At 70.3% G+C, this 19,681-nt stretch carries 22 protein-coding genes and 1 tRNA gene; 9 read left to right on the forward strand and 14 right to left on the reverse strand.

Annotated elements, in window-relative coordinates:
• Window positions 1-170: 170 nt before the first annotated feature.
• Entirely contained in the window at window positions 171-1,622 is a 1,452-nt protein-coding gene (locus FNH24_RS16215; RefSeq protein WP_152363259.1) for an MFS transporter, read from the forward strand.
• A gap of 15 nt (window positions 1,623-1,637) precedes the next feature.
• On the opposite strand, the gene dacB is transcribed toward FNH24_RS16215, so the two are convergent.
• Both dacB and FNH24_RS16225 read right to left on the reverse strand, forming a co-directional pair.
• On the reverse strand, window positions 1,638-3,203 hold the full coding sequence (dacB, locus tag FNH24_RS16220; RefSeq protein WP_152363260.1) for a D-alanyl-D-alanine carboxypeptidase/D-alanyl-D-alanine endopeptidase: 1,566 nt from the start codon (window positions 3,201-3,203) through the stop codon (window positions 1,638-1,640).
• A gap of 108 nt (window positions 3,204-3,311) precedes the next feature.
• Window positions 3,312-4,652 carry an outer membrane protein assembly factor BamB family protein gene (locus FNH24_RS16225; protein WP_152363261.1) on the reverse strand — a complete coding sequence of 447 codons (1,341 nt, stop codon included), beginning with the start codon at window positions 4,650-4,652 and terminating at the stop codon, window positions 3,312-3,314.
• A gap of 131 nt (window positions 4,653-4,783) precedes the next feature.
• Between FNH24_RS16225 and FNH24_RS31485 the strand changes: the two genes are divergently transcribed.
• From FNH24_RS31485 to FNH24_RS16240, 3 genes are read left to right on the forward strand one after another with little or no spacing between them, the layout of a single operon-like run.
• The gene (locus FNH24_RS31485; RefSeq protein WP_161606158.1) at window positions 4,784-5,050 is read left to right on the forward strand and encodes a hypothetical protein; all 267 of its coding nucleotides are present in this window, start codon (window positions 4,784-4,786) and stop codon (window positions 5,048-5,050) included.
• A gap of 5 nt (window positions 5,051-5,055) precedes the next feature.
• Window positions 5,056-5,463, forward strand: coding sequence for a hypothetical protein (locus FNH24_RS16235; RefSeq protein ID WP_161606159.1), 408 nt, complete (start codon window positions 5,056-5,058; stop codon window positions 5,461-5,463).
• A gap of 34 nt (window positions 5,464-5,497) precedes the next feature.
• Entirely contained in the window at window positions 5,498-5,767 is a 270-nt protein-coding gene (locus FNH24_RS16240) for a hypothetical protein (protein WP_152363264.1), read from the forward strand.
• Window positions 5,768-5,856: 89 nt separating this feature from the next.
• On the opposite strand, the gene FNH24_RS16245 is transcribed toward FNH24_RS16240, so the two are convergent.
• Window positions 5,857-5,929, reverse strand: a tRNA-Ala gene (locus FNH24_RS16245).
• 167 nt (window positions 5,930-6,096) lie between these two features.
• Between FNH24_RS16245 and FNH24_RS16250 the strand changes: the two genes are divergently transcribed.
• The gene (locus FNH24_RS16250; protein WP_152363265.1) at window positions 6,097-6,771 is read left to right on the forward strand and encodes an HNH endonuclease family protein; all 675 of its coding nucleotides are present in this window, start codon (window positions 6,097-6,099) and stop codon (window positions 6,769-6,771) included.
• A 6-nt stretch (window positions 6,772-6,777) separates the two neighbouring features.
• Here the strand turns inward: FNH24_RS16250 and sepX are convergent, their stop codons facing one another.
• The 5 genes from sepX to glp form a co-directional block, all read right to left on the reverse strand.
• Window positions 6,778-7,566 (reverse strand): divisome protein SepX/GlpR, encoded by a 789-nt coding sequence (gene sepX, locus FNH24_RS16255; RefSeq protein ID WP_152363266.1) that lies wholly within the window; start codon window positions 7,564-7,566, stop codon window positions 6,778-6,780.
• Between the two features lie 73 nt (window positions 7,567-7,639).
• Complete coding sequence (locus FNH24_RS16260) at window positions 7,640-8,245, reverse strand: GNAT family N-acetyltransferase (RefSeq protein WP_152363374.1); 606 nt, start codon at window positions 8,243-8,245, stop codon at window positions 7,640-7,642.
• A gap of 100 nt (window positions 8,246-8,345) precedes the next feature.
• Window positions 8,346-8,897 (reverse strand): MogA/MoaB family molybdenum cofactor biosynthesis protein, encoded by a 552-nt coding sequence (locus FNH24_RS16265; RefSeq protein ID WP_152363267.1) that lies wholly within the window; start codon window positions 8,895-8,897, stop codon window positions 8,346-8,348.
• The gene (gene moaC / locus FNH24_RS16270) at window positions 8,894-9,424 is read right to left on the reverse strand and encodes a cyclic pyranopterin monophosphate synthase MoaC (RefSeq protein WP_152363268.1); all 531 of its coding nucleotides are present in this window, start codon (window positions 9,422-9,424) and stop codon (window positions 8,894-8,896) included. Before moaC ends, FNH24_RS16265 begins: the two co-directional genes overlap by 4 nt.
• Window positions 9,414-10,736 carry a molybdotransferase-like divisome protein Glp gene (gene glp, locus FNH24_RS16275; protein WP_152363269.1) on the reverse strand — a complete coding sequence of 441 codons (1,323 nt, stop codon included), beginning with the start codon at window positions 10,734-10,736 and terminating at the stop codon, window positions 9,414-9,416. Before glp ends, moaC begins: the two co-directional genes overlap by 11 nt.
• A 129-nt stretch (window positions 10,737-10,865) precedes the next feature.
• Between glp and FNH24_RS16280 the strand changes: the two genes are divergently transcribed.
• Window positions 10,866-11,576, forward strand: coding sequence for a 5-formyltetrahydrofolate cyclo-ligase (locus FNH24_RS16280; protein WP_152363270.1), 711 nt, complete (start codon window positions 10,866-10,868; stop codon window positions 11,574-11,576).
• 68 nt (window positions 11,577-11,644) lie between these two features.
• Here FNH24_RS16280 and FNH24_RS16285 read toward each other — a convergent pair whose 3' ends face one another.
• The 5 genes from FNH24_RS16285 to FNH24_RS16305 all read right to left on the reverse strand — a co-directional run bounded on the left by FNH24_RS16285 (window position 11,645) and on the right by FNH24_RS16305 (window position 16,743).
• Window positions 11,645-12,253, reverse strand: coding sequence for a DUF3887 domain-containing protein (locus FNH24_RS16285; protein WP_217428269.1), 609 nt, complete (start codon window positions 12,251-12,253; stop codon window positions 11,645-11,647).
• Between the two features lie 62 nt (window positions 12,254-12,315).
• Window positions 12,316-12,867: a hypothetical protein gene (locus FNH24_RS16290; protein WP_152363271.1), complete on the reverse strand. Its 552-nt coding sequence runs from the start codon at window positions 12,865-12,867 to the stop codon at window positions 12,316-12,318.
• A gap of 110 nt (window positions 12,868-12,977) precedes the next feature.
• Window positions 12,978-13,499: a mycothiol transferase gene (locus tag FNH24_RS16295; protein WP_217428270.1), complete on the reverse strand. Its 522-nt coding sequence runs from the start codon at window positions 13,497-13,499 to the stop codon at window positions 12,978-12,980.
• 48 nt (window positions 13,500-13,547) lie between these two features.
• Complete coding sequence (locus FNH24_RS16300; RefSeq protein ID WP_425486897.1) at window positions 13,548-15,302, reverse strand: DEAD/DEAH box helicase; 1,755 nt, start codon at window positions 15,300-15,302, stop codon at window positions 13,548-13,550.
• 22 nt (window positions 15,303-15,324) lie between these two features.
• Window positions 15,325-16,743, reverse strand: coding sequence for an MFS transporter (locus tag FNH24_RS16305; protein ID WP_152363272.1), 1,419 nt, complete (start codon window positions 16,741-16,743; stop codon window positions 15,325-15,327).
• Between the two features lie 86 nt (window positions 16,744-16,829).
• On the opposite strand from FNH24_RS16305, the gene FNH24_RS16310 reads away from it, so the two are divergent.
• On the forward strand, window positions 16,830-17,093 hold the full coding sequence (locus FNH24_RS16310) for a DUF3039 domain-containing protein (protein WP_152363273.1): 264 nt from the start codon (window positions 16,830-16,832) through the stop codon (window positions 17,091-17,093).
• An 80-nt stretch (window positions 17,094-17,173) separates the two neighbouring features.
• Here the strand turns inward: FNH24_RS16310 and FNH24_RS16315 are convergent, their stop codons facing one another.
• Window positions 17,174-18,175, reverse strand: a complete 1,002-nt coding sequence (locus FNH24_RS16315; RefSeq protein ID WP_152363274.1) for a stage II sporulation protein M — start codon at window positions 18,173-18,175, stop codon at window positions 17,174-17,176.
• A gap of 69 nt (window positions 18,176-18,244) precedes the next feature.
• On the opposite strand from FNH24_RS16315, the gene FNH24_RS16320 reads away from it, so the two are divergent.
• Window positions 18,245-19,033: an RDD family protein gene (locus FNH24_RS16320; protein WP_152363275.1), complete on the forward strand. Its 789-nt coding sequence runs from the start codon at window positions 18,245-18,247 to the stop codon at window positions 19,031-19,033.
• Window positions 19,034-19,141: 108 nt separating this feature from the next.
• The gene (locus FNH24_RS16325) at window positions 19,142-19,678 is read left to right on the forward strand and encodes a SixA phosphatase family protein (protein WP_152363276.1); all 537 of its coding nucleotides are present in this window, start codon (window positions 19,142-19,144) and stop codon (window positions 19,676-19,678) included.
• The last annotated feature ends 3 nt before the right edge of the window (window positions 19,679-19,681 follow it).

Here is a 19,681-nt window from a genome sequence, read left to right on the forward strand (position 1 = left end):
GCAGCGTCCAGGGATCTCCGAACGTCTCCAGACCGTAGTTGATCGGGCAGTGCGACTTGCCACTCGATCGCTTCACCGAAATCACCTCCGCGAGGGCTTGACTACTATCATCATAGCGATTAATTTAACTATTGTCATCATAGTGATTGTATCGAGACCAGGAGCCCGACATGAGCACCACCGGCACCGACCAAGCCACCGGCGGACCGTCCGCGGCAGCCGCGGCGAAGCTGAGCCCGGCCGACCCGGCCGTGCGGACGTTCCTGCGACTGCTGGCGAACGTGCTCCCGGTGTCGGTGATCAACCTCTCGATGTGGTTCGCGGTCACCTTCTTCGTCTACCTGCAGACGAAGTCGGTCTTCGCGACCGGAATCATCGCCGGCATCTACCTGATCAGCACGGCGGGCACCGGGATCTTCTTCGGCGGCATCGTGGATCATCACCGCAAGAAGAGCGTGATGCAGGCTTCCGCGGCGATCTCGCTCGGCCTGTACGCGGTCGGGCTGGTCTTCTACCTGGCCACCCCGGCCGTGGCGTGGCAGAACGCGACGGACCCCCGGGTCTGGGTGCTGGTGGTGCTGCTGATGGCCGGGATGATCGTCGGCAATCTGCGCACTATCGCCCTGCCGACCGTGGTCACCGCGCTCTTCGACGAGGCGCGGCGGGGCAAGGCCAACGGCCTGGTCGGCACCACCTCGGGCGTCTCGTTCCTGGTCAGTTCGGTGATCAGCGGCCTGCTGGTCGGCGCCACCGGCCTGCTGGGGATGCTGGTGCTGGCGGTGGTGGTGCTGGCGGCCTCGCTGGTGCACCTGCAGACCGTACGGGTCCCGGAGCGGCTGGCCGCCGTGGCTGCGACCCCGGCGGACAAGAAGCTCGATCTGCGGGGCACCATCCGCATCGTCGGTCAGACCCGGGGGCTGTTCGCCTTGATCATCTTCACCACGATCAACAACTTCCTGTTCGGCGGCTTCATGGCGCTGATGGACCCGTACGGCCTGTCCATGATGTCGGTCCAGACGTGGGGCCTGGCCCTCGGCGCCCTGAGCACGCTGACGATCATCGGCGGCCTGTTGATCACCAAGACCGGGCTGAGCTCCAACCCGGTGCGGCTGCTGTTGATGATCAACCTGGCCCTGTGGACGGTGACGATCATCTTCCCGCTGCAGGCGTCGGTCATCCTGTTGCTGGGCGGGATGGCGATCTTCATGCTGCTGATGCCGTTCGCCGAAGCCTCGGAGCAGGCCGTGTTGCAGAAGGTGGTGCCGTATGAGCGGCAGGGCCGGGTCTTCGGCTTCGCCCAGAGCGTGGAGCAGTCCGCCTCACCGCTGACCGCGTTCCTGATCAGTCCGCTGGCCCAGTTCGTGTTCATGCCGTTCATGACCGACGGCGCCGGCGCCCGGCTGATCGGCGACTGGTTCGGCACCGGACCGGAGCGCGGCATCGCCCTGGTATTCGTGGTGATGGGCGTCGGCGGCCTGCAGTTGACTGCCTACGCGTTGACCACCAAGCACTACCGGGCGCTCAGCGATCGCTACCGGAGCCAGGCCGCCGCCGAAGCCGGCACCGTGGCCGATGATCAGCCGGAGGTCGACCACCGCGTCCCGGTCGGCGCGGCGGCCTGATCGACAAGACCTTGATCAACAGGCCTTGACCCACTCGAGTTCACAGCTCGGCTGATCACTACGCAGCGTCCCCGGTGTCACCTTTGCCGGAGCCTGGTCCGACCAGGAGGCGAGGGTGACACCGACTGCGTCCTCGACCGGACGCGGGCTGACCAGGTAGTTGTTGCTGATCATGGAGAAGACCAGCAGCCGGTCGTCCTGAGTCGTGACATAGCCGGACAGCGCGGTGACGCCGGTCAGCGAGCCGGTCTTGCCGCGCAGGTTGTCCGCGGCCGGGGTGTCCAGCATCCGCGACCGCAGGGTGCCGCCGACCAGCCGCTCCGGATTCCCGGCGACCGGCAGCGCGTCGTGCCACTGCTGCCACCACGGCTCCTGCCGCACTCCGATCAGCAGGTCGGTGATGCTGTCCGCGGTCAGATTCACCTTGCGGGAAAGGCCGGAGCCGTCGGAGAGCCGGATCCGGGCGGTGTCCACGCCGACGCCCTTGGCATAGTCGGCCACGACGCCCAGCCCGGTCGGCCAGCTGCCGTCCGCCTCGGCAACCGCCCCCATCGCCTTGACCAGAGTCTCGGCGTGCATGTTGTTGGAGAGCTTGAGGAACGGTGTCATCAGCTCACCCACCGGCATCGACTGGTCGTCGGCGAGCTTCCGTGCTCCGGCCGGCGTGGCCGAGTTCGTGATCTTGCCGTTGATCTTGATGCCCTCCGCCTCGAGCGCCCGCCGGAACACGTCGGCGGCATAGAGCTCCGGCTCCCACACGGTCACCCAGGTCTGCCCCGACGCCGCGCCGAGCGGCACCGAGCCGGTCACCCGGACGAGGTTGCTGCCGTGGTCGCGGGCGATCCGCAGCGTGTTGGCCGACCCGGCCGGGCCGGTCTTCGCGGTGTTGATCAACTCGAGCACGCCGTTCGCCGGGACCAGCTTGAGCTGCACCGGCGCACCGACCTCGGCCCCGGGCCCGCGCTCCACGATGGCGGTGCCCGAGTCGTAATCGGTGTTCGGGGCCAGGGTCAGGGCCGAGATCTGGGCCGCATAGTAGGCCGACTCGTCGTCCCAGGCCCAGCTGTCGCCGAGCCGGACGTCATCGAAGTACGAGTCGTCGGCGACCAGGTCACCGTGCACCCGCCGGATTCCCGCCGCCCGCAACTCCTTGGCCAGCCCCACGTAGTCGGACTCCAGGGTGGTGGGATCGCCGTACCCCTTGAGGAAGAGGTCGCCGCGCAGGGTGCCGCCGCGGACCGGCGCGGTGGCCAGCACGTCGGTGTGGAACCGGTACGAGGGCCCGAGGACGTCCATCGCCGCGGCCGAGCTGAACAGCTTGGTGTTGGAGGCGGGCAGCATCCGCTGATCCCCGTTCCGCTCGTACAGCGTTTCGCCGGTCGCCGCGTCCCGGACCACCAGCGCGACCTGAGAACCGTCGTAGCGCGGGTCGTTCAGCAACGTGTCCAGCTGTTCCGGCAACAGCGCTCCGGGCACCGCGGTCGACGGTCCGGCCGACTGGGTGATCACCAGCCCGACGATCAGCACCCCGGCCACCGCCAGAAACGCTGCCCGCTTCGAAACCCTGCGCAACCAGCCCATGAGAACTCCTCGACCCGGCGAAGTGATGTCGCGCCAGTCTCGCTGCCCTGCTCCCACCGGTCAACGTCAACCGACCGGGCGCGGGCCACCCCGAGCAGGCTCGCCCGGTCAGTTGATCTTGTAGACCTCGAAGGGATGGCCGTCGTCACTCTGGCCGGCGGTGGTGGCGACGAGGAATCGGTCGGACACGGCGAGCAGGTGCCGGCCCGGCAGCCGGGCGCGTTTCGCTCCGGTGCGGTCCAACGCGAACGTGATCCACTCATCGGGATGCTCGGTCGGGCTGAGTTCGTACCACTCGGCGCCCCAGAGGTAGCCGTTGACCGCGGCCTCGACCTCGACCTTGATGTGGACTTCCGAGCCCGGGTCGAGGTCGACCGCTCCGCGCTCGGTCTGCTCCGTGCTGATCACGCGGGTACGAAGATCGCTGTCAGTGAGCCAGGCGAGCATTCCGTGATCGCAGACCAGCCGGCCGGTCGCCTTGATCTTGGTGCTGGCCGAGGTGCGCAACTCGACGGCTTCGTAGCCCGATCCGTCGGCGACGAAGACGGCGTGGGTGTCACACACGGCGGCCAGGTAGGCCGGGCCGGCTCCGGTCCAGCGGGTCTTCCCGGTGCGGGCATCGAGGACGACGGGGCGACCGGCCTGATCGCCCGAGTCCGATCGCGCGATGATCGAGTCGTCCACGGCCGCGAGGGCGAGCAGGTCATCGGTGGACCAGAGTTCGGTGCCGGTCTGCGAGTCGAGCGCGATGGTGGTGGCCGGTCTCCCGGCGCCATCCGAATCGGCGAACCCGCCACCCGGTGCCTCGAGGTTGATCACGACCGCCGAACCGGTCACCGCGACCACCTTGGCCAAGGTGTCGGGGCGGGCACGGGGATCGCCGACCGGGAGTTGGGGAATCGCGGGGTAGGCCCAGCGCGGCTTGCCGTCGGCGAGGCTCAACCCGACGATGGCCCAGCCGTCGGTGTAGCCCTCGCCGGGCGCGGCGCTCGCGGCCTGCGAGTAAGGCACCGCGACGATCCCGCCGGCCGCCTTCGCCGCCCCGCCCCGCGAATCGTGGTTGTAGAAGTACTCGACGTCGGGCCGCGCCCGGGTGAGACCCGTGCCGGCGATGACGGGAGCCAGCGGCGTGTCGTGGTCGACGCGCCACCGGAGCTCACCGGTGGCGGCGTCCACGGCCGCCACCGACTGCTCCGTGCGACCGGGACGCTTGTCGCTCTCGGTCGGGACCTCCGTCAGGACCACCGTCTCGCCGAGCACCAGGGCGTAGCTTGCGTGCTCGATCCCGCTCGCCCCGCTGTCCCAGATCTTCTCGAGCCGGAGCTCCGGAGCCGGCGGCCCGCCGTACTCGGGGTCGGTGCTCAACAGAGCGCACCCGCTCAGGGCCAGCCCGATCACGATCGGCAGCACGAGGCGATCGAGCGCACGTCGGCGGTTGTCCTTGGTCATGGCGGGCGGTGGTCTCCTCCGGTCAGGGATTTCGCCCTGAGCCTAGCGTGAGCTATAACGCTGTTATCCTCGGTTCGCTCGCTGCCACGTCCACGATGTCCGCCGAATCGGACCGACCGACAAGGAATCCTGTGATCCCCCTCGCCTTCCCGCTCGGGCCGATCGAACTGATCTTCCTCATCATCGTCGTCCCGGCCGTGATCGCCGGGGTGATCCTGCTGATCGTCCTGAGCCGCCGTAAGACCAGCACCCCGCTCCCGCGTCCCCCGTACCCACAGCAGCCGCACCCCCAGCAGCCGCACCCGCAGCAGCCGCACCCCCAGCAGCCGCACCCCCAGCACCCCCATCCGCCGCACCCGGGGGCGACCGGTCCCGGCCAGGGCCAGCGTCCGGGCTGAGCGTCGTGAAGAGTGGCAATCGCCGGCTCCGCCTGGTGCTGGCGCTGGGCCTGTTGGCCGCGATCGCCACGACGGTGTTCGTCGTGGCCGGCGGCCCGCAACGCCTGCAGCTCGCGGTCCAGTCGGAGCTCTACGGGAATGTGCCGTCGCTGCGTGGCTGCACCGACTCGCCGCTGAAGTCGACGGTTCAGGCCGAGCTGGCCCGGGAGAACCCGTTCCTGATTCGCGACGACATCTACGACGCCGGCGCCTGGTCGCTCGATCCGTGCCCCGACCGCGCCCACATCCGGGTGGACTTCGCCGGCACCGATGCGCGACGACAACTGGAGGCCTATCTGGCAGGCGCCGGCACCTGGGAACCCACCTCGGGCTGGACCTGGCGGGGCATCCCGGTGTCGCTGATCAACGTCTGACCAGCCCGTACACTCGGGGATCGAGGAGATGCCCATGCCGAGTCAGCCGCCCCGGACCACCCGCTGGTGGCCGGTCACCACGATCGTGGCCGTCGTCGCCCTGGCCGGCCTGACCCTCGTGCTCGGCCCGGCGATCCTCACGGCCGCCGGCGTGGCACTGACCGTGCTCGGCGTCGCCCGCCGAAAACTCCGCATCCCGGTCCGGCTCGCCCTGATTGCCGTCGGCCTCACCCTGGCCATCTCGACCGGCCTTCTGCTCCTCGACTGGTCCACCGGTTCGGTCGGGTTCGAAACAGGTTCTTGACCGACGACGAACCAGTGTCGTGGGCCGAGTTGATCTTGCCTGAACACCCGACCCACGGATCGGGGGTGAGCAGGGTCGTCGGAATCGGGTGGAGCTAAGGGGATTCGAACCCCTGACCTTCGCATTGCGAACGCGACGCTCTACCAACTGAGCTATAGCCCCGGATACGGCCTCGGGCCGCTACCAGCACGCAGACTTTATCATCAGCCGCGCGGTGCTTCGAACCGGTTCATCCCGGCGTCGCCTCGTGGTCGTTGCCCTCGGCGTCGAGCTGGGGTTGAGTGGGGAACGGTACGAGTTCGTGATCCCCCCACGAGAGGTCTCCCGCCATGACCCGGACCCGCGTACGCACTCTCCTGCACGGCCTGGTCGCCCTGGCGGCCCTGCTCGCCGCCTTGTTCGCCACGCTGGCCTCGACCGGCGAGGCGGCGGCCGCCGCGAGCTACTCGGCCCCGCTGAATTCCGCGATCGCTCACCTCGGCGTCGCGACCGAGCATCGCGACGGCTACGACCGGGACAAGTTCGTCCACTGGGTCGACGCCGACGGCGACGGCTGCGATGCCCGCGACGAGGTGCTGATCGAGGAGGCCGACGACCCGCCGACCGTCGGCTCCGGTTGCTCGCTCAGCGGCGGCCGCTGGTTCTCCTACTACGACGGCGTCTCGCACACCCAGACGTCGGACGTCGACATCGACCACCTGGTCCCGCTGGCCGAGGCCTGGGATTCCGGCGCCTACCGGTGGCCGGCGAGCCGGCGGCAGTCGTACGCCAACGATCTCGGCGACCACCGCACCCTGGTCGGCGTCACCGACAACGTGAATCAGGCGAAGGGCGATCAGGACGTCGCCGAATGGCTGCCCGCGCAGCAGCAGTGCCGCTATCTGCGGGAGTTCGTCGCGGCGAAGATCCGCTGGAGCCTGGCCGTCGACAGCGCCGAGAAAGCTGCGATGGAAGACCTGGCCGGCGGCTGCGACAACACCACCATCACGGTCCAGGTCATCTGACCGGGGTCAGGCGGAGGCGGCGCGCTTGTCGCCCTTGCCGTCCTCGTCGGATTCGCCGGTCTCGGGGGCGTCGGCGGTGGGAGCATCCGCGGTCACCGGTACGGACTGGCGGGCGGAGCTGGTGACGTCCGGGCTGGACAGGTCGATGGTCCGTACGGTGCGCGGCGCGAGCGGCTTGGAGACGTAGGTCGGCATCGTGATCGGCACCGGGTCCCACAGCCCGCCCGGCTTCGACTGCTGGGCCGCCTCGCCCAGCGCCAGCGCGCCGGTCGCCTCGTCCGGGGTCCGCTGCAGCTTCGGGCTGAGGAAGATCGTGCTCTCGTTGCTGCCGCCGCGCTTGATCGACTGGAATCGCGTATCCAGATCCCGGCGCATGCCGCGGACGCTGATCCGGGCCACCACGACGAAGCCGACCAGCAGGCCGCCGGGGATCGCCACCGACCACCACGGGATCAGGCCGAAGGCGCAGATCGAGACGACCGCCGAGGTGATCATCATCAGCGACACCAGCACCCGCAACCGCCGCCGCGCGGCCAGTCGCTCCAGCCGGCGCAGGTCGGCCAGCGCCGCCCGCCGGGTCAGCGGCGTCGACACCTCGATCGAGGGGATCTCGGCCAGATCCTGATCAAGCAGTGGGGCCATGCCCTGCCGGATGATCCGGATCGAATCGGAGAAGCGGTTCGCCGGATCCTCACCGTCGACCTCGTGGTCGTCCTCCCGCTTGAGAAACATGGGGACGAGATAGATCAACCACGCCACCGCGATGGCGCCGAAGATGATGCCAGTCGTGCCCACACGCTGACGTTACGGTCAGATCACCACGAGAGGTCCGACCTCCGGCGGTGTGTCGCGAAGAATCATTGACGCGTCAAGCGGCACCATGATCATTTTTGCGACTGGCCAACCAGCGCTTGAGCATCCCGCCGGGCACCTCCTCGGCGTTCAGCGCGAAGACAAGATGATCACGCCAGTCGCCGTCGATGTGCAGATAGCGCGGCCGCAGCCCCTCCGGCCGGAAGCCCAGTTTCTCCACCACCCGCAGGCTGCGCTCGTTCTCCGGCCGGATGGCGATCTCGATCCGGTGCAGCCGCATCACCGCGAAGCAGTAGTCGGTGGCCAGCGCCACCGCGGTCGGGATGATGCCGCGGCCGGCCAGCCGCTGGTCGATCCAGTAGCCGATCTGGCCGCAGGAGGCGGACCCGCCGACGATCCCGCTGACGGTCAGTTGTCCGGCCAGCTGGGGTCCGCCGGTCGGCCGCAGCCCCTCGGCCTCCCGTTCGGCGGCGAAGTCGTACGTGACGAACCAGGGCAGCATCCGGCCTTGCCGGGCCTGGCGTTGCAGCATCCGGACCAGCGCGCTGTAGGAGGACGGCCGCTCCTCCGCCCCGGGCGGCCGGGTCGCGTCCCACGGCTTCAGCCACTCCTGGTTGGCGCGTCGGACCCGGTCCCAGGCGGCCCGGTCACGCATCCGCATCGGCCGCAGCTGGACCGGGCCGTGGCTGAGCGAGACCGGCCAGCGATGCCGGTAGAGGATCGACGGACCCGCCGGCTGCGGCCACTCGAGGTCGGGCACCTCAGCCGTCCCCGGCGCCGGCGTCACTGCCTCGCTGCTCACTGGTCCGCTGGTCACCGGCCCGGTGATCGGAGCCTCGTAGCTGGCTGACGGCATGCGGCAGCACCTCCTTCAGTACGGCCATCCCGTCCCGCGCCCCGCCGCTGGATCCAGGGAGATTGATGATCAAGGTCCGGGAGGCGACGCCGGCCAGGCCCCGGCTGAGCACGGCTGTCGGCACTCCGTGATCGACACCGTAGCGGGCGATCGCGGCGGCCAGTTGCGGCAGCTCGGCGGTGAGCAGGCCGCGGGTCTGCTCCGGCGTCTGGTCGGTCGGGTTGATCCCGGTGCCACCGGTCGTGATCACCACATCGACCGCGGCCTGGAAGACCAGCTCGCGCAGGATCTCCCCGACCGGGAGGCCGTCGGCGACCACGTACGGGCCCGTGACCTCGAACTCCAGCTCACGCAGGGACTCGGCGATGATCGGCCCCGACCGGTCGGCGTAGTCGCCCGCCGCCGCCCGGGTGGACACCGTGACGACCGCCGCCGTCGGCCGCGCCTCGTCCGTCACCGGTCCCCCGGCTCCGCGTCGGCCCGCTCGACGTCGTCCCGGGCGAACGTCCCGCTCCGGCCGCCGGCCTTGGCCAGCACCGCCACGTCGGTGATCATCGCCGAGCGGTCGATCGCCTTGATCATGTCGATCATGGTCAGGCCGGCCACGGCCACCGCGGTCAGCGCCTCCATCTCGACCCCGGTCCGGTCCGTGGTCCGGACCGTCGCCGTGATCCGTACGCCCTCGTCGACGACCGCGCAGTCGACGTCGACCCCGCTGATCGCGAGCGGGTGGCAGAGCGGGATCAGGTCCGGCGTCCGTTTGGCGCCCTGGATCCCGGCGATCCGGGCCACCGCCAAGGCATCGCCCTTGGGCACCGTCCCGTCGCGCAGCGTCGCCACCGCCGCGGCGCAGAGCCGGACCAGGCCGCCGGCCGTGGCCGTGCGGGCGGTGACCGGCTTGGCCGAGACGTCGACCATCCGGGCTTCGCCGCTCGCGTTCAGATGGGTCAGGCCGGCGTCCGGACCCGAGCCGTCAGTCGTCATCGTCCAGCAACCAGACGTCGACCTCGTGGCCGGCCGGGATCACCTCGACGTCGCGCGGCACGATCACCAGGGCGTTCGACCGGGACAGGTCGCCGATCAGATGCGATCCGTGGCCGCCGGCGAGCTCGACCTGCCGCTCGCCGTCGGTGTCGAGAGTGACCAGGCCGCGGGCGAAGTTCATCCGGCCGAAGGTCCCGCTGATCGCGGTCCGGGCCCGGCAGCGGAATGCGGTCCGGGTGTACGGAGTCACGCCCATCAGCTTGCGGATCACCGGCCGGACGAACGCCTCGAACGAGACGAACGCGCTGACCGGATTGCCCGGCACCATGATCATCGGGGTCCGGTCGTCGCCGATCAGCCCGAAGCCCTGTGGCTTGCCCGGTTGCATGGCGACCTGGCAGAAGTCGGTCGAGCCGAGCTCCGGCATCACGTCCTTGATCACGTCGTGATCACCCTGGCTGACCCCGCCGGAGGTGAGCAGCAGATCGGCCCGGATCAGCTGATCGGAGATCACCTGCCGGACCTGCGCCGGGTCGTCGCCGACCAGGCCGACCCGGAACACCTGGGCCCCGGCCGCCTTCGCCGCCGCGGCGAGCAGGAACGAGTTGGAGTCGAAGATGTGCTGCGGGCTGGGCAACTCCAGCCCCGGGTCGACCAGCTCCGAGCCGGTGGCGAGCACGACCACCCGGGGCCGGGGCCGGACCAGCACCTTGTCCTTGCCGACCGCGGCCAGCAGGCCGATCCGGCGCGGGTCGAGCCGGTCGCCGGAGGCCAGCACCAGCTCGCCGGCGGACACGTCCTCGCCGGTCCGCCGGACGTGCCGGCCGCGCTCGGTCGGCTGAAAGATCTTGACGTCGTCGGCCCCGCGATCGGTGCTCTCGTACGGCACGATCGCGTCGGCCTGATCCGGCAGCGGCGCCCCGGTCATGATCTTCATCGCGGTGCCCGGGGACAGCGGATGCCGCGCCGCCTGTCCCGCCGGGATCTCACCGACGACGGGCAAGATCACCGGTCTGTCCTCGCTCGCCGCGGCGACGTCCTCGGCCATCACCGCGTAGCCGTCCATCGCCGAGTTGTCGAAGCCGGGCAGGCTGACCGCGGCGACGATGTCCTCACACAGGCTCAGCCCGACGGCGTCCAGCAACTGCTGCCCGAACGGCGGCAGTTCCTCGACCTGACCGAGCAGGTAGTCGCGGTGATCGGCCATCGACCGCAACCCGTTCTCGTCGACCTGCGGCGGGTCGGCGAGCGGCGCCGGCGGCTCGGCGACGAATTCCGGCTCGTCCTTCCTCTTCCGACCGAACAGTGGCATGGCCAACACACTAGTGCCCCGTCAACTGGGGTAGGCGCGGAACTCGGCGCCCCCCCCTCCGCCGACTTGTCAGAACTGAGTTGTGCCATGACACAACTCAGTTCTGACAGGTCTGCATAGACTGACGCGATGCCTTCCGATGCCGAGGCGCTCGACGGTGCCAAATCGCTGCTGCGCAACGCCGTGCTGCTGCGCCGGGACTCCCGGCCGGCCGAGCAACGGCAGGCCGACGACGAGGCCCGGTTCGGGCTGGTCCAGCAGGCCCTGCTCAGCCGCGGCCCGCTGGACCGCCTGGCCTGCTACCTCTCCGCCGCCGCCGAGCCGGGCACGCTGCAGCTCGTCGGCTGGCTCGCCGCGCAGGGCGTGGAGGTCCTGCTGCCGGTGCTGACCGACGGCGCCGGCCGGCTGCTCGGCGAACCCCGCTGGGCCTGGTATTCCGGCCCGGACGGGCTGCGGACCGGCCGCAAGTCGATCCTGGAGCCGACCGGCCCGGTCCTCGACGCCGCGGCGTTGAGCCAGGCCGAGGTGATCATCTGCCCGTCGCTGGCGGCCGATCCGGCCGGACAGCGGTTGGGTCGCGGCGCCGGCTGGTACGACCGCGCCCTGTCCCCGCTGCCGGCCGACGCCGAGGTCTGGACCATGATCAACGACGACGAGCTGCTGAGCGAACTGCCGGCCCAGGAGTGGGATCGCCCGGTCCGCCGGATCATCACCCAGACCCGGATGATCATCGTGCCGACCGCGGACCCAGGCTCAGGGTCAGCGGCGGCGGGCCCGGAAGTTGATCTCCGGAGCGAGCCCGACGGGCAAGATCAGGATCGATCCAACGGCCGCCTGTAGAGAGCTCGGCCGAACGACCTTGCTGGTGACGACCGGGCGGCGGGCAGGACCGGGCTCGGACCGCCGGCTCAGCCGGGTTCTGCGTCGAGAAGGTACAGCCCGGCGATCGTCCGGTCGTCGCGGAAACTGACCCGGGCGGTGAAGTCCCCGGCCTCGAACGCGAGTGGCGTGTCGGTGATCGTGACGTCGGCGGTGCGCACCGCGGTGGGCTCGCCGCGGCTCTCGTACGCTCCCGCCCGGCCGACGATCTGCGCCCAGGCCGCGCTGAGGCCGTCGGCCGAGAGCGCCCCGGTCATCGTCGGATCGAAGCGGGCGGTGACCGCGGACCAGTTGCCGGCGGCGAGGTCGTCGATCACGGTCGCGGCCAGCCCGCCGGCCGCGGGCAGTGGGGTGGTGTTCATCGGGGCTCCTGTTCGTGGATCGATGGGCTTGCCGTAGCGCTGGAACGCGGCCTGCCGGGTGACCCCCAGGGCGTCACCGATGGCCTGCCAACTCGTCCCGTCGCGCCGCGCCTGCTGGATCGCCGCGGCGACGGCCCGCTCGGCCGAGTCCCGGATGCCGATCGCGCCCCGGATCAGGCGGGTGCGATCGTTCGGGTCGCCGAGCACCGGAACGACGCGCAACGCCTCGGTGCGGTCCTGGAGTTCGCGCAGTAACGCTGTCAACGTATCTTGCACGTGTCAAGCTTAGCTTTACATCGACGGCCGGACAAGGGAGCGCTCGACCGAGTCGGCCGGCGTCAGCGGCGGCGGACCAGGACGATGATCTCCAGTACGAGGACGACGGGCAGGGCCAGGCAGGCGCCGACGGCCGCGATCAGGAAGCCCGGCCGAAATCCCCACCCGGTGCCGATCACCAGGCCGATCAGCCAGCCGGCCGCGGCGCCGACGACGACGGCCACGCCCAGCAGGATCCACGCCAGAGCAGGGCCGGGCGACCGTACGGCCAGCGCGATCGCGGTGCCGAGGGCGAGGCCGGCGCCGAGCCCGAGCCCGGCCAAGGCCACCAGCAGCACCCGCGGTTCCGGCGCCAGCATGCCGATCAGGGACCCCACCGCGCTCACCACGAGGGCGATCGGCAACGTGGCCACCGGTGCCCGCCGGCCGACGACGACCCCGATCACGCCGGCCAGCAGCAGTGCGACCACCAGCGCCGGCCAGGACGCGTTCGTGTCCAGGTCGCTCTGCCAGAGCGGGGCGAGCTGAGCGGCCAGGGCACCGGCCGACCCGGCGGCCAGCACCGCGAGCACCGGCCCGATCACCGCCCAACCCGGTCGCGAATTCTGACTCACCCCCGGACCCTACTAACCCCCAAGCCCACCCCGGGCGCACAAACGCGGCAGTTCCGACCATCCGCGGCAGTTGCAACTGCCGCGGATGAGTGGAACTGCCGCGTTTGTCGCTACGGGTGGCCGGCGCGATCGGCGACGCCGCGGATCAGCGCGGCCTGGCCGAGGTGTTGCAGGCAGTCGCCGATCACGCTGACCAGGCGTACGGACACGGTCACCGGCGGATTCCAGTTGGTGTCGACGACCCGCTCGAGCTCGGCGGCGTCGAGCCGGTCCAGATAGCGCAGCGTCGCTTCGTGCACGGCGGCGTGATAGCCGTCCAGCAGCTCGGCCGGGACCCGGACCGCGGCGACGTCGTCGCTGCTCTGGCCGTAGCCGGTCGCGTCCGGACCGAACGGCAGCCCGAACCGGTCCCGCCATTGCGGCCAGACCTGCTCGGTGCCGGCGGCGTCGGCCAGATGATCATCCTGGACCCGGGCCTGATGCCAGATCAGCCAGCCGATCGTGTTAGCCCCGGGATCGAGACGATAGGTCGAAGTCTCCTCCGACAAACCCTCGGTCAGCTCACTGACGAGCTCCCGGATCCGCCCGAAATGATCAACCAGCAGCTCCTTGGTGATCTTCACCTCAGCCACGACCACTCCTCTCGCCGACCCCTCGACCCTAATCCCTTGCGCCGAGGGTCAGGAACGGCCGGTGATGGCCCAGTCGCGGATCAGGTCGATCCGTTGTTGCAGTTCCTCAGCGCTGGCCATCGCGCTGGGCGGGCCGCCGCTGGCGGTGCGCAGCTCGGTGTGGATCACGCCGTGCGGCCGGTTGGTCCGGTGGTGCCAGGCGGCGACCAGGCCGTTCAACTCCTTGCGCAGCTCCCGCAGCCGGGCGTGGGTGCTCAGCTCCGGCGGCGCCGTCCGCGGACCGCGGGCGACGTGTTCGGCCTGCCGGCGGCGGAGCAGATCGCGGACCTGATCCGGCTCCAGCAGGCCCGGGATGCCGAGGTAGTCCAGCTCCTCCTCGCTGCCCGCCGAGGCGGTGATGCCGAACTCGCCGCCGTCGAAGACGACCCGGTCGAAGTCGGCGTTGCTCTCCAGCGCGGCGAACCCGCCCCGCTCCTCGTCGGCGTCACCGTCCGGCTCGGTCTCGGTCTGCTCGGCCAGGTCCAGCAGGTCGGACTCGTCCGGCGTCGCCGGCGCCTTCAGGACGTGATCACGTTCCCGCTCCATCTCGGCCGCGAAGAGGAGCAGGTGCGGCACGCTGGGCAGGAACACCGACGCGGTCTCACCCCGGGCCCGGGCCCGGACGAACCGGCCGACGGCCTGGGCGAAGAACAGCGGCGTCGCGATCGACGTCGCATACACGCCGACGGCGAGCCGGGGCACGTCCACACCCTCCGACACCATCCGCACCGCGACCATCCAGCGATCGTCGCTCTCGGCGAACTTGGTGATCTTCTTGCTCGCCTTGGGGTCGTCGCTGAGGACGACGGTCGGCTTCTTCTTGGTGATGGCGTGCAGGATCTCGGCGTACGACCGCGCCGAGTTCTGATCACTGGCGATCACCAGCCCACCGGCATCCGGTACGTGCTCGCGGACCTCGGTCAGCCGGGTGTCGGCCGCCCGGAGCACGCTGGGGATCCAGGCGCCCTCGGGATCCAGCGCGGTCCGCAGCGCCTGGCCGGCCAGGTCCCGGGTCATCGGCTCGCCGAGCCGGGCCGCGACCTCGTCACCGGCGCTGGTCCGCCAGTGCAGGTCGCCGGAATAGGCCAGGAACAGCACCGGCCGGACGATCCCGTCGGCCAGCGCCGGCGCGTACCCGTACGAATAATCGGCCCGCGACCGGTGACCGCCGCCGGCCTCGGGCTCGTAGGTGACGAACGGGATCGGGTTGGCGTCGGACCGGAACGGCGTCCCGGTCAGCATCAGCCGCCGGGTCGCCGGCTCGAAGGCCTCCCGCACCCCCTCGCCCCAGCTCAGCGCGTCGCCGGCGTGGTGCACCTCGTCCAAGATCACCAAGGTGTTGAACGCCTCGGTCCGGATCCGCAGGCCCAGCGTGTTCTGCGCAACCCCGGCGTAGGTGAGGGCGATGCCGACGAAGTCGCGGCTGGTCTTGCCCTGCTTGACCCCGAAGTTCGGGTCGATCGCGATGTTGATCTTGTCGGCCGCCTCGGCCCACTGGGTCTTCAGGTGCTCGGTCGGGGCGACGATGATGATCCGGTCGATGATCCGCCGGTCCAGCAGGTTGGCGGCCAAGGTGAGCGCGAACGACGTCTTGCCGGCACCGGGCGTGGCCACCGCGAGGAAGTCCTTGGGCTGAGTCTCGAAGTACTGCGTCAGCGCCGCCGCCTGCCAGGCCCGCAGTTGCTTGACCGTGCCCCAGGCCGCCCGATCCGGGAACGCCGGCGGAAGACCGGTGGCCTTGATATCGGGTTGTCCGGCTGTCACCGGCGAGAGTTTAGACGAGTGATCAGACTTTCCGGGGACGCCCCATCCGGGTCGAGCCGGCTACCCCGAGCAGGGCGACGATCACCATCGCGGCCATCACTGTGCCGAAGATCACGCGTTCATCGCCGGTCGGGTGCAGGGCGGCGAAGATCGTTCCGCTGACCCCGGCGAACAGGGCCGCGCCGAGCGAATCACCGAGCTGCAGCGAGGACGCGTTCCGCCCCTGCTCGTCGTCTCGGGACAGCGCCATCGCCGCGATCGAGGTGGACGCGATGCCGAGGCCCATCCCGAACCCGCCGATCACCCAGCCGACGGCGACCAGACCGACCCACAGTTGCGGCAGCAGCGCGGTGCTCGCGACCAGCATGAGGCCGGCGGCGACACAGATCGTGCCGAGCGAGATCAGCCGGTTGCGGGGCAGCTCGATCCACGGCCGGGACTGGAGCCAGGCCCCGGTCGACCAGCCGACCGCCCCGCAGGTGAGGACCGCCCCGGCCCAGAACAGGTCCACGCCGCGCTGCTCCACCAACATCAGCGGTACGAACACCTCGGCACCGAAGAACGCGCCGGGCAACAGGCCGCGGACCATGATCACCATCGGCAGCCCGCGGCGCAGCCGGAGGAACCCCGGCGGCATCAGCCGGGGCAGGCTGAAGCCGAGCCCGGCCAGGCCGGCGATCACGAGCGGGACCGACAGCCAGTCCAGCCGTTGCCCGGCCAGCTGGATCGCGGCCGCGGAGACCGCGACCAGGCCCGCCGCCCAGAGCGGTGCTGGTCGCTGCCGCTCCGCGTCGGCGGCCGGATCCGGCGGCGGTGCCGCGGCCCGGGCCCGGATCAGGGCCCGCAGCGTCGGCAGCACGATGATCAGGCCGACCGCTACCAAGGGCAGCACACTCCAGAACACCCAGTGCCAGCTGAGGTTCTCGGTCAGCCAGGCCGAGATCGGCGGCCCGACGAACGACGGCACCACCCACGCGGTCGAGATGTAGGTGAACATCCGCGGCCGGGTCCGCTCGTCGAACACCTGGGCGATGCAGACGAACGAGGCGACGTTCATCACCCCGCCGCCCAGGCCCTGGATCAACCGGCCGCCGATCAACTGCCCCATCGACAGCGACGTGGCCGCGACGACGATCCCGACCGTGAACAGCGCTACTCCCGCCAGGAACGGCCAGCCGGGCCCGATCCGGTCGCAGATCCGGCCGGCGACCACGGTGGCGAGCAGCATCCCGATCAGGAACAGCGAGAACGCCCACGCGTACACCGAGATCCCGTTGAGCTCCCGGGCCGCGGCCGGCATCGCGGTCGCGACCGCGATCGCCTCGAACGCGACCGCCACCACCACCGTGCAGATCCCGATCGCCAGCGCCCGCCGGGAGACCGCGGGCGGCTGAGTCGCCGACTGGCGGCCCTGGTCGGTTTCGGTCGGCTCCGCGTTCACCGGGCAACTTCATCACCTCAACCGCGGTCGAGGTCAATGGGGTTTCCCTCCGACAGCTACCTCAGCCGTCTCCTAGACTGACCCAGGTGAGCCAGCAACTGAGTCCCGGAGCGGAGACGATCGTCGATGAACGGACCGATTTCCGGCCCGAGGAAGGCGATCACGAACGTTTCTCGCACTACGTACCGAAGGACAAGCTGACCGAGGCGATGGTGATGGGCACCCCGGTGGTCGCCCTCTGCGGCAAGGTCTGGGTGCCGAGCCGCGACCCGCAGCGCTTCCCGGTCTGCCCCGAATGCAAGGAGATCTGGGAGAGCCTCCGCGACGACAACCCTCCCAAAGACGAATAACCCTCAAGACGTACCCGAGTTGTCAGAACTGAGTTGTGCCAGGACACAACTCAGTTCTGACAAGTCGGTTCTGGGTCGGGTCAGGGGACTTCGGCCGGGACTTCGGCGATCAGTTCCTCGCCGCTGACGTCTCCGGTCTCACCGGCGTTGGCGGCCCAGCGGCCGAGGGTGAACACGTACACCAGGAAGCCCGCCAGCGCCGCGCCGCCGATCGCCAGCCGGGCCCAGGCGGGCAGCGGTGAGGGCGTGATGAAGCCCTCGAGCAGGCCCGAGATCAGCAGCCAGACGGCGAGCCCGAGGGCGATCGCGCCGGCCGCGCGTCCCTCCACGGCCAACGCCTGGGTACGGCTGCGCCGGCCGGGCGCGATCCAGGCCCAGCCGAGCCGGAGCCCGGCCCCGGCGCCGACGAAGACCACGGTCAGCTCGAGCATCCCGTGCGGCAGCAGCAGCCCCCAGAAGATGTCGGCGCGGCCGGCCTCGATCATGTAGCCGGCGATCAGTCCGACGTTGGCGATGTTGTTCCAGAGCAAGATCAACACCGGAACGATCAAGATCCCGAGCAGCAGGCAGCTGGCCGTCACCCGCGCGTTGTTCAGCCAGACGTGCAGGAAGAAGTCGAAGGCCGGATTCTCGAAGTAGTACTGGGCGAACTCATAGTCCACCAACTGCTTGGCCTGCTCGTCGCTGAGCAAGGATTCCGCCAGCCCGGGTGTGTTGATCACCCGCCAGGCGACCAGCGTCGCGACGACGATGTTGATCACCGCGGTGATCCCCCACCACCAGCGGGCCCGATAGACCGCGGCCGGGAACACGACGGTGAAGAACCGGCCGATCGAGCGCCACAGCGGCACGGTGGTGCCGGTGACCGTGGCCCGCGCCCGGACCACCAGGGAGGACAGCCGGGCCTCGAGCACGGCGTCCGAGCCCGTGCTGCGGACCACCGACAGATGGGTCGCCACCCGCTGATACAGATCGACCAGCTCGTCCGCCTCGGCCCCGGTCAGCCGGCCGGGCCGGTCGGTCAGAGACGCCAGCCGGTCCCACTGCCGGCTGTGCCGCAGGATGTAGGAGTCCAGGTCCATCGGGCCAGACTATTGACTCCCGGAGTCGTCGGCCCGGACCGGTGCACCGAGTGATGCAAGACTGGGCCCGTGAGCCAGATCGTGACCGGAGACGCGGTGCTGCTGGACCTGCGTCCGGCCCGGGTGCCGAGCATGCTGCTCGCGGCGGTGATCGACATCGCCCTGATCACGCTCGCCTCGTCGCTGTTCGGCTACGTGATCTCCGTCGTCGCCGGTGGGTACGAGTACCGGGAGCAGACGATGACCATGATCGGATCGATCATCATCGCCTTCGGTTATCCGATCGGCTGCGAGACCGCGACCCGCGGCCGCACCCTCGGCAGCTGGGCGCTGGGCCTGCGGGTGGTCCGCGACGACGGCGGCCCGATCCGGTTCCGGCAGGCGCTGCTGCGCGGGCTGACCTTCTGGTTCGCCGATTTCGCGCCCTGGACCGGCTTCTGCGGCGGGCTGATCTGCGCCTCGATCAACCGGCAGTCCAAGCGGATCGGCGACCTGGTGGCCGGCACCCTGATGGTGCGGGTCCGATCCCCCCGCCGCCCGCCGGCGATCCCGCCGGTGCCGCGCGAGCTGGCCGACTGGACCTCCCAGTTGCAGCTGAGCGGCCTGCCCGACGAGCTGGTCACGGCGTCCCGGCAGCTGGTGCAGCGCTACGACGACCTGCTGCCGTACCCGAAGGAACAGCTGGCCCAGGAGCTGGCCCGACAGGTCGCGGCCCGCACCGCCCCGGCCCCGCCGGTGCTGCTGCCGGCGAGGGAGTTCCTGGCCGCGGTGATCGCGGAGCGGCGAGCGCGGGAGCAGCACCGGCTGGCCGGCGGCCACGTACCGACGGCTGCGGAACTGCCGCAGGGCTGGCGCTGAGGCTCGCGGCGTACGCCCTCCGGAAACTTGGACCGGCCTGAGCGAGTGGCCACCCTGCGGTCTTCTGGCCGTAACCTTGGCCTCGCTTTCGGCGCCTAATCTCGGACCATGACACCGCCGAACGATCCACCTCGGCGAACGCTGCTGCTGGCCAGGCACGCGAAGTCGAAGTGGGGTCTCGAGGTCGACGATCATGATCGTCCGCTGTCCGGTCGCGGCCGGCGGGACGGGGTCGCCCTCGGCGAATTCCTGGCCGGAAACGGCTACAAGCCGGACATCGTCATCTGCTCCACGGCCACCCGGGCCCGGCAGACCTGGGAGCGGGCGGTCCTCGGCGGCGCCGTGGCGCGAGAGGTGCGCTACGACGACCGGATCTACGAAGCCTGGGCCGGCGCCCTGGCCAAGCTGGTCCGGCGCCTCCCGGAGGACGCGGAGACGGCCCTCCTGATCGGCCACTCCCCCGGCCTGCCCGAGCTGGCCCGGCTGCTCGCCGACCGACGCGGCCAGAAGAAGGCCTGGACCCGACTGGAGACCAAATATCCGACCAGCGGCCTGGCGATCCTGCAGACCGACCTGGACTGGTCCGAAGCCCACCCGGGCACGGCCGTCCTGTCCGACTTCGTCGTCCCCCGCGGCTCCGACTGAGCC

It is taken from the genome of Microlunatus speluncae (assembly GCF_009299835.1).
GTDB lineage: Bacteria > Actinomycetota > Actinomycetes > Propionibacteriales > Propionibacteriaceae > Microlunatus > Microlunatus speluncae.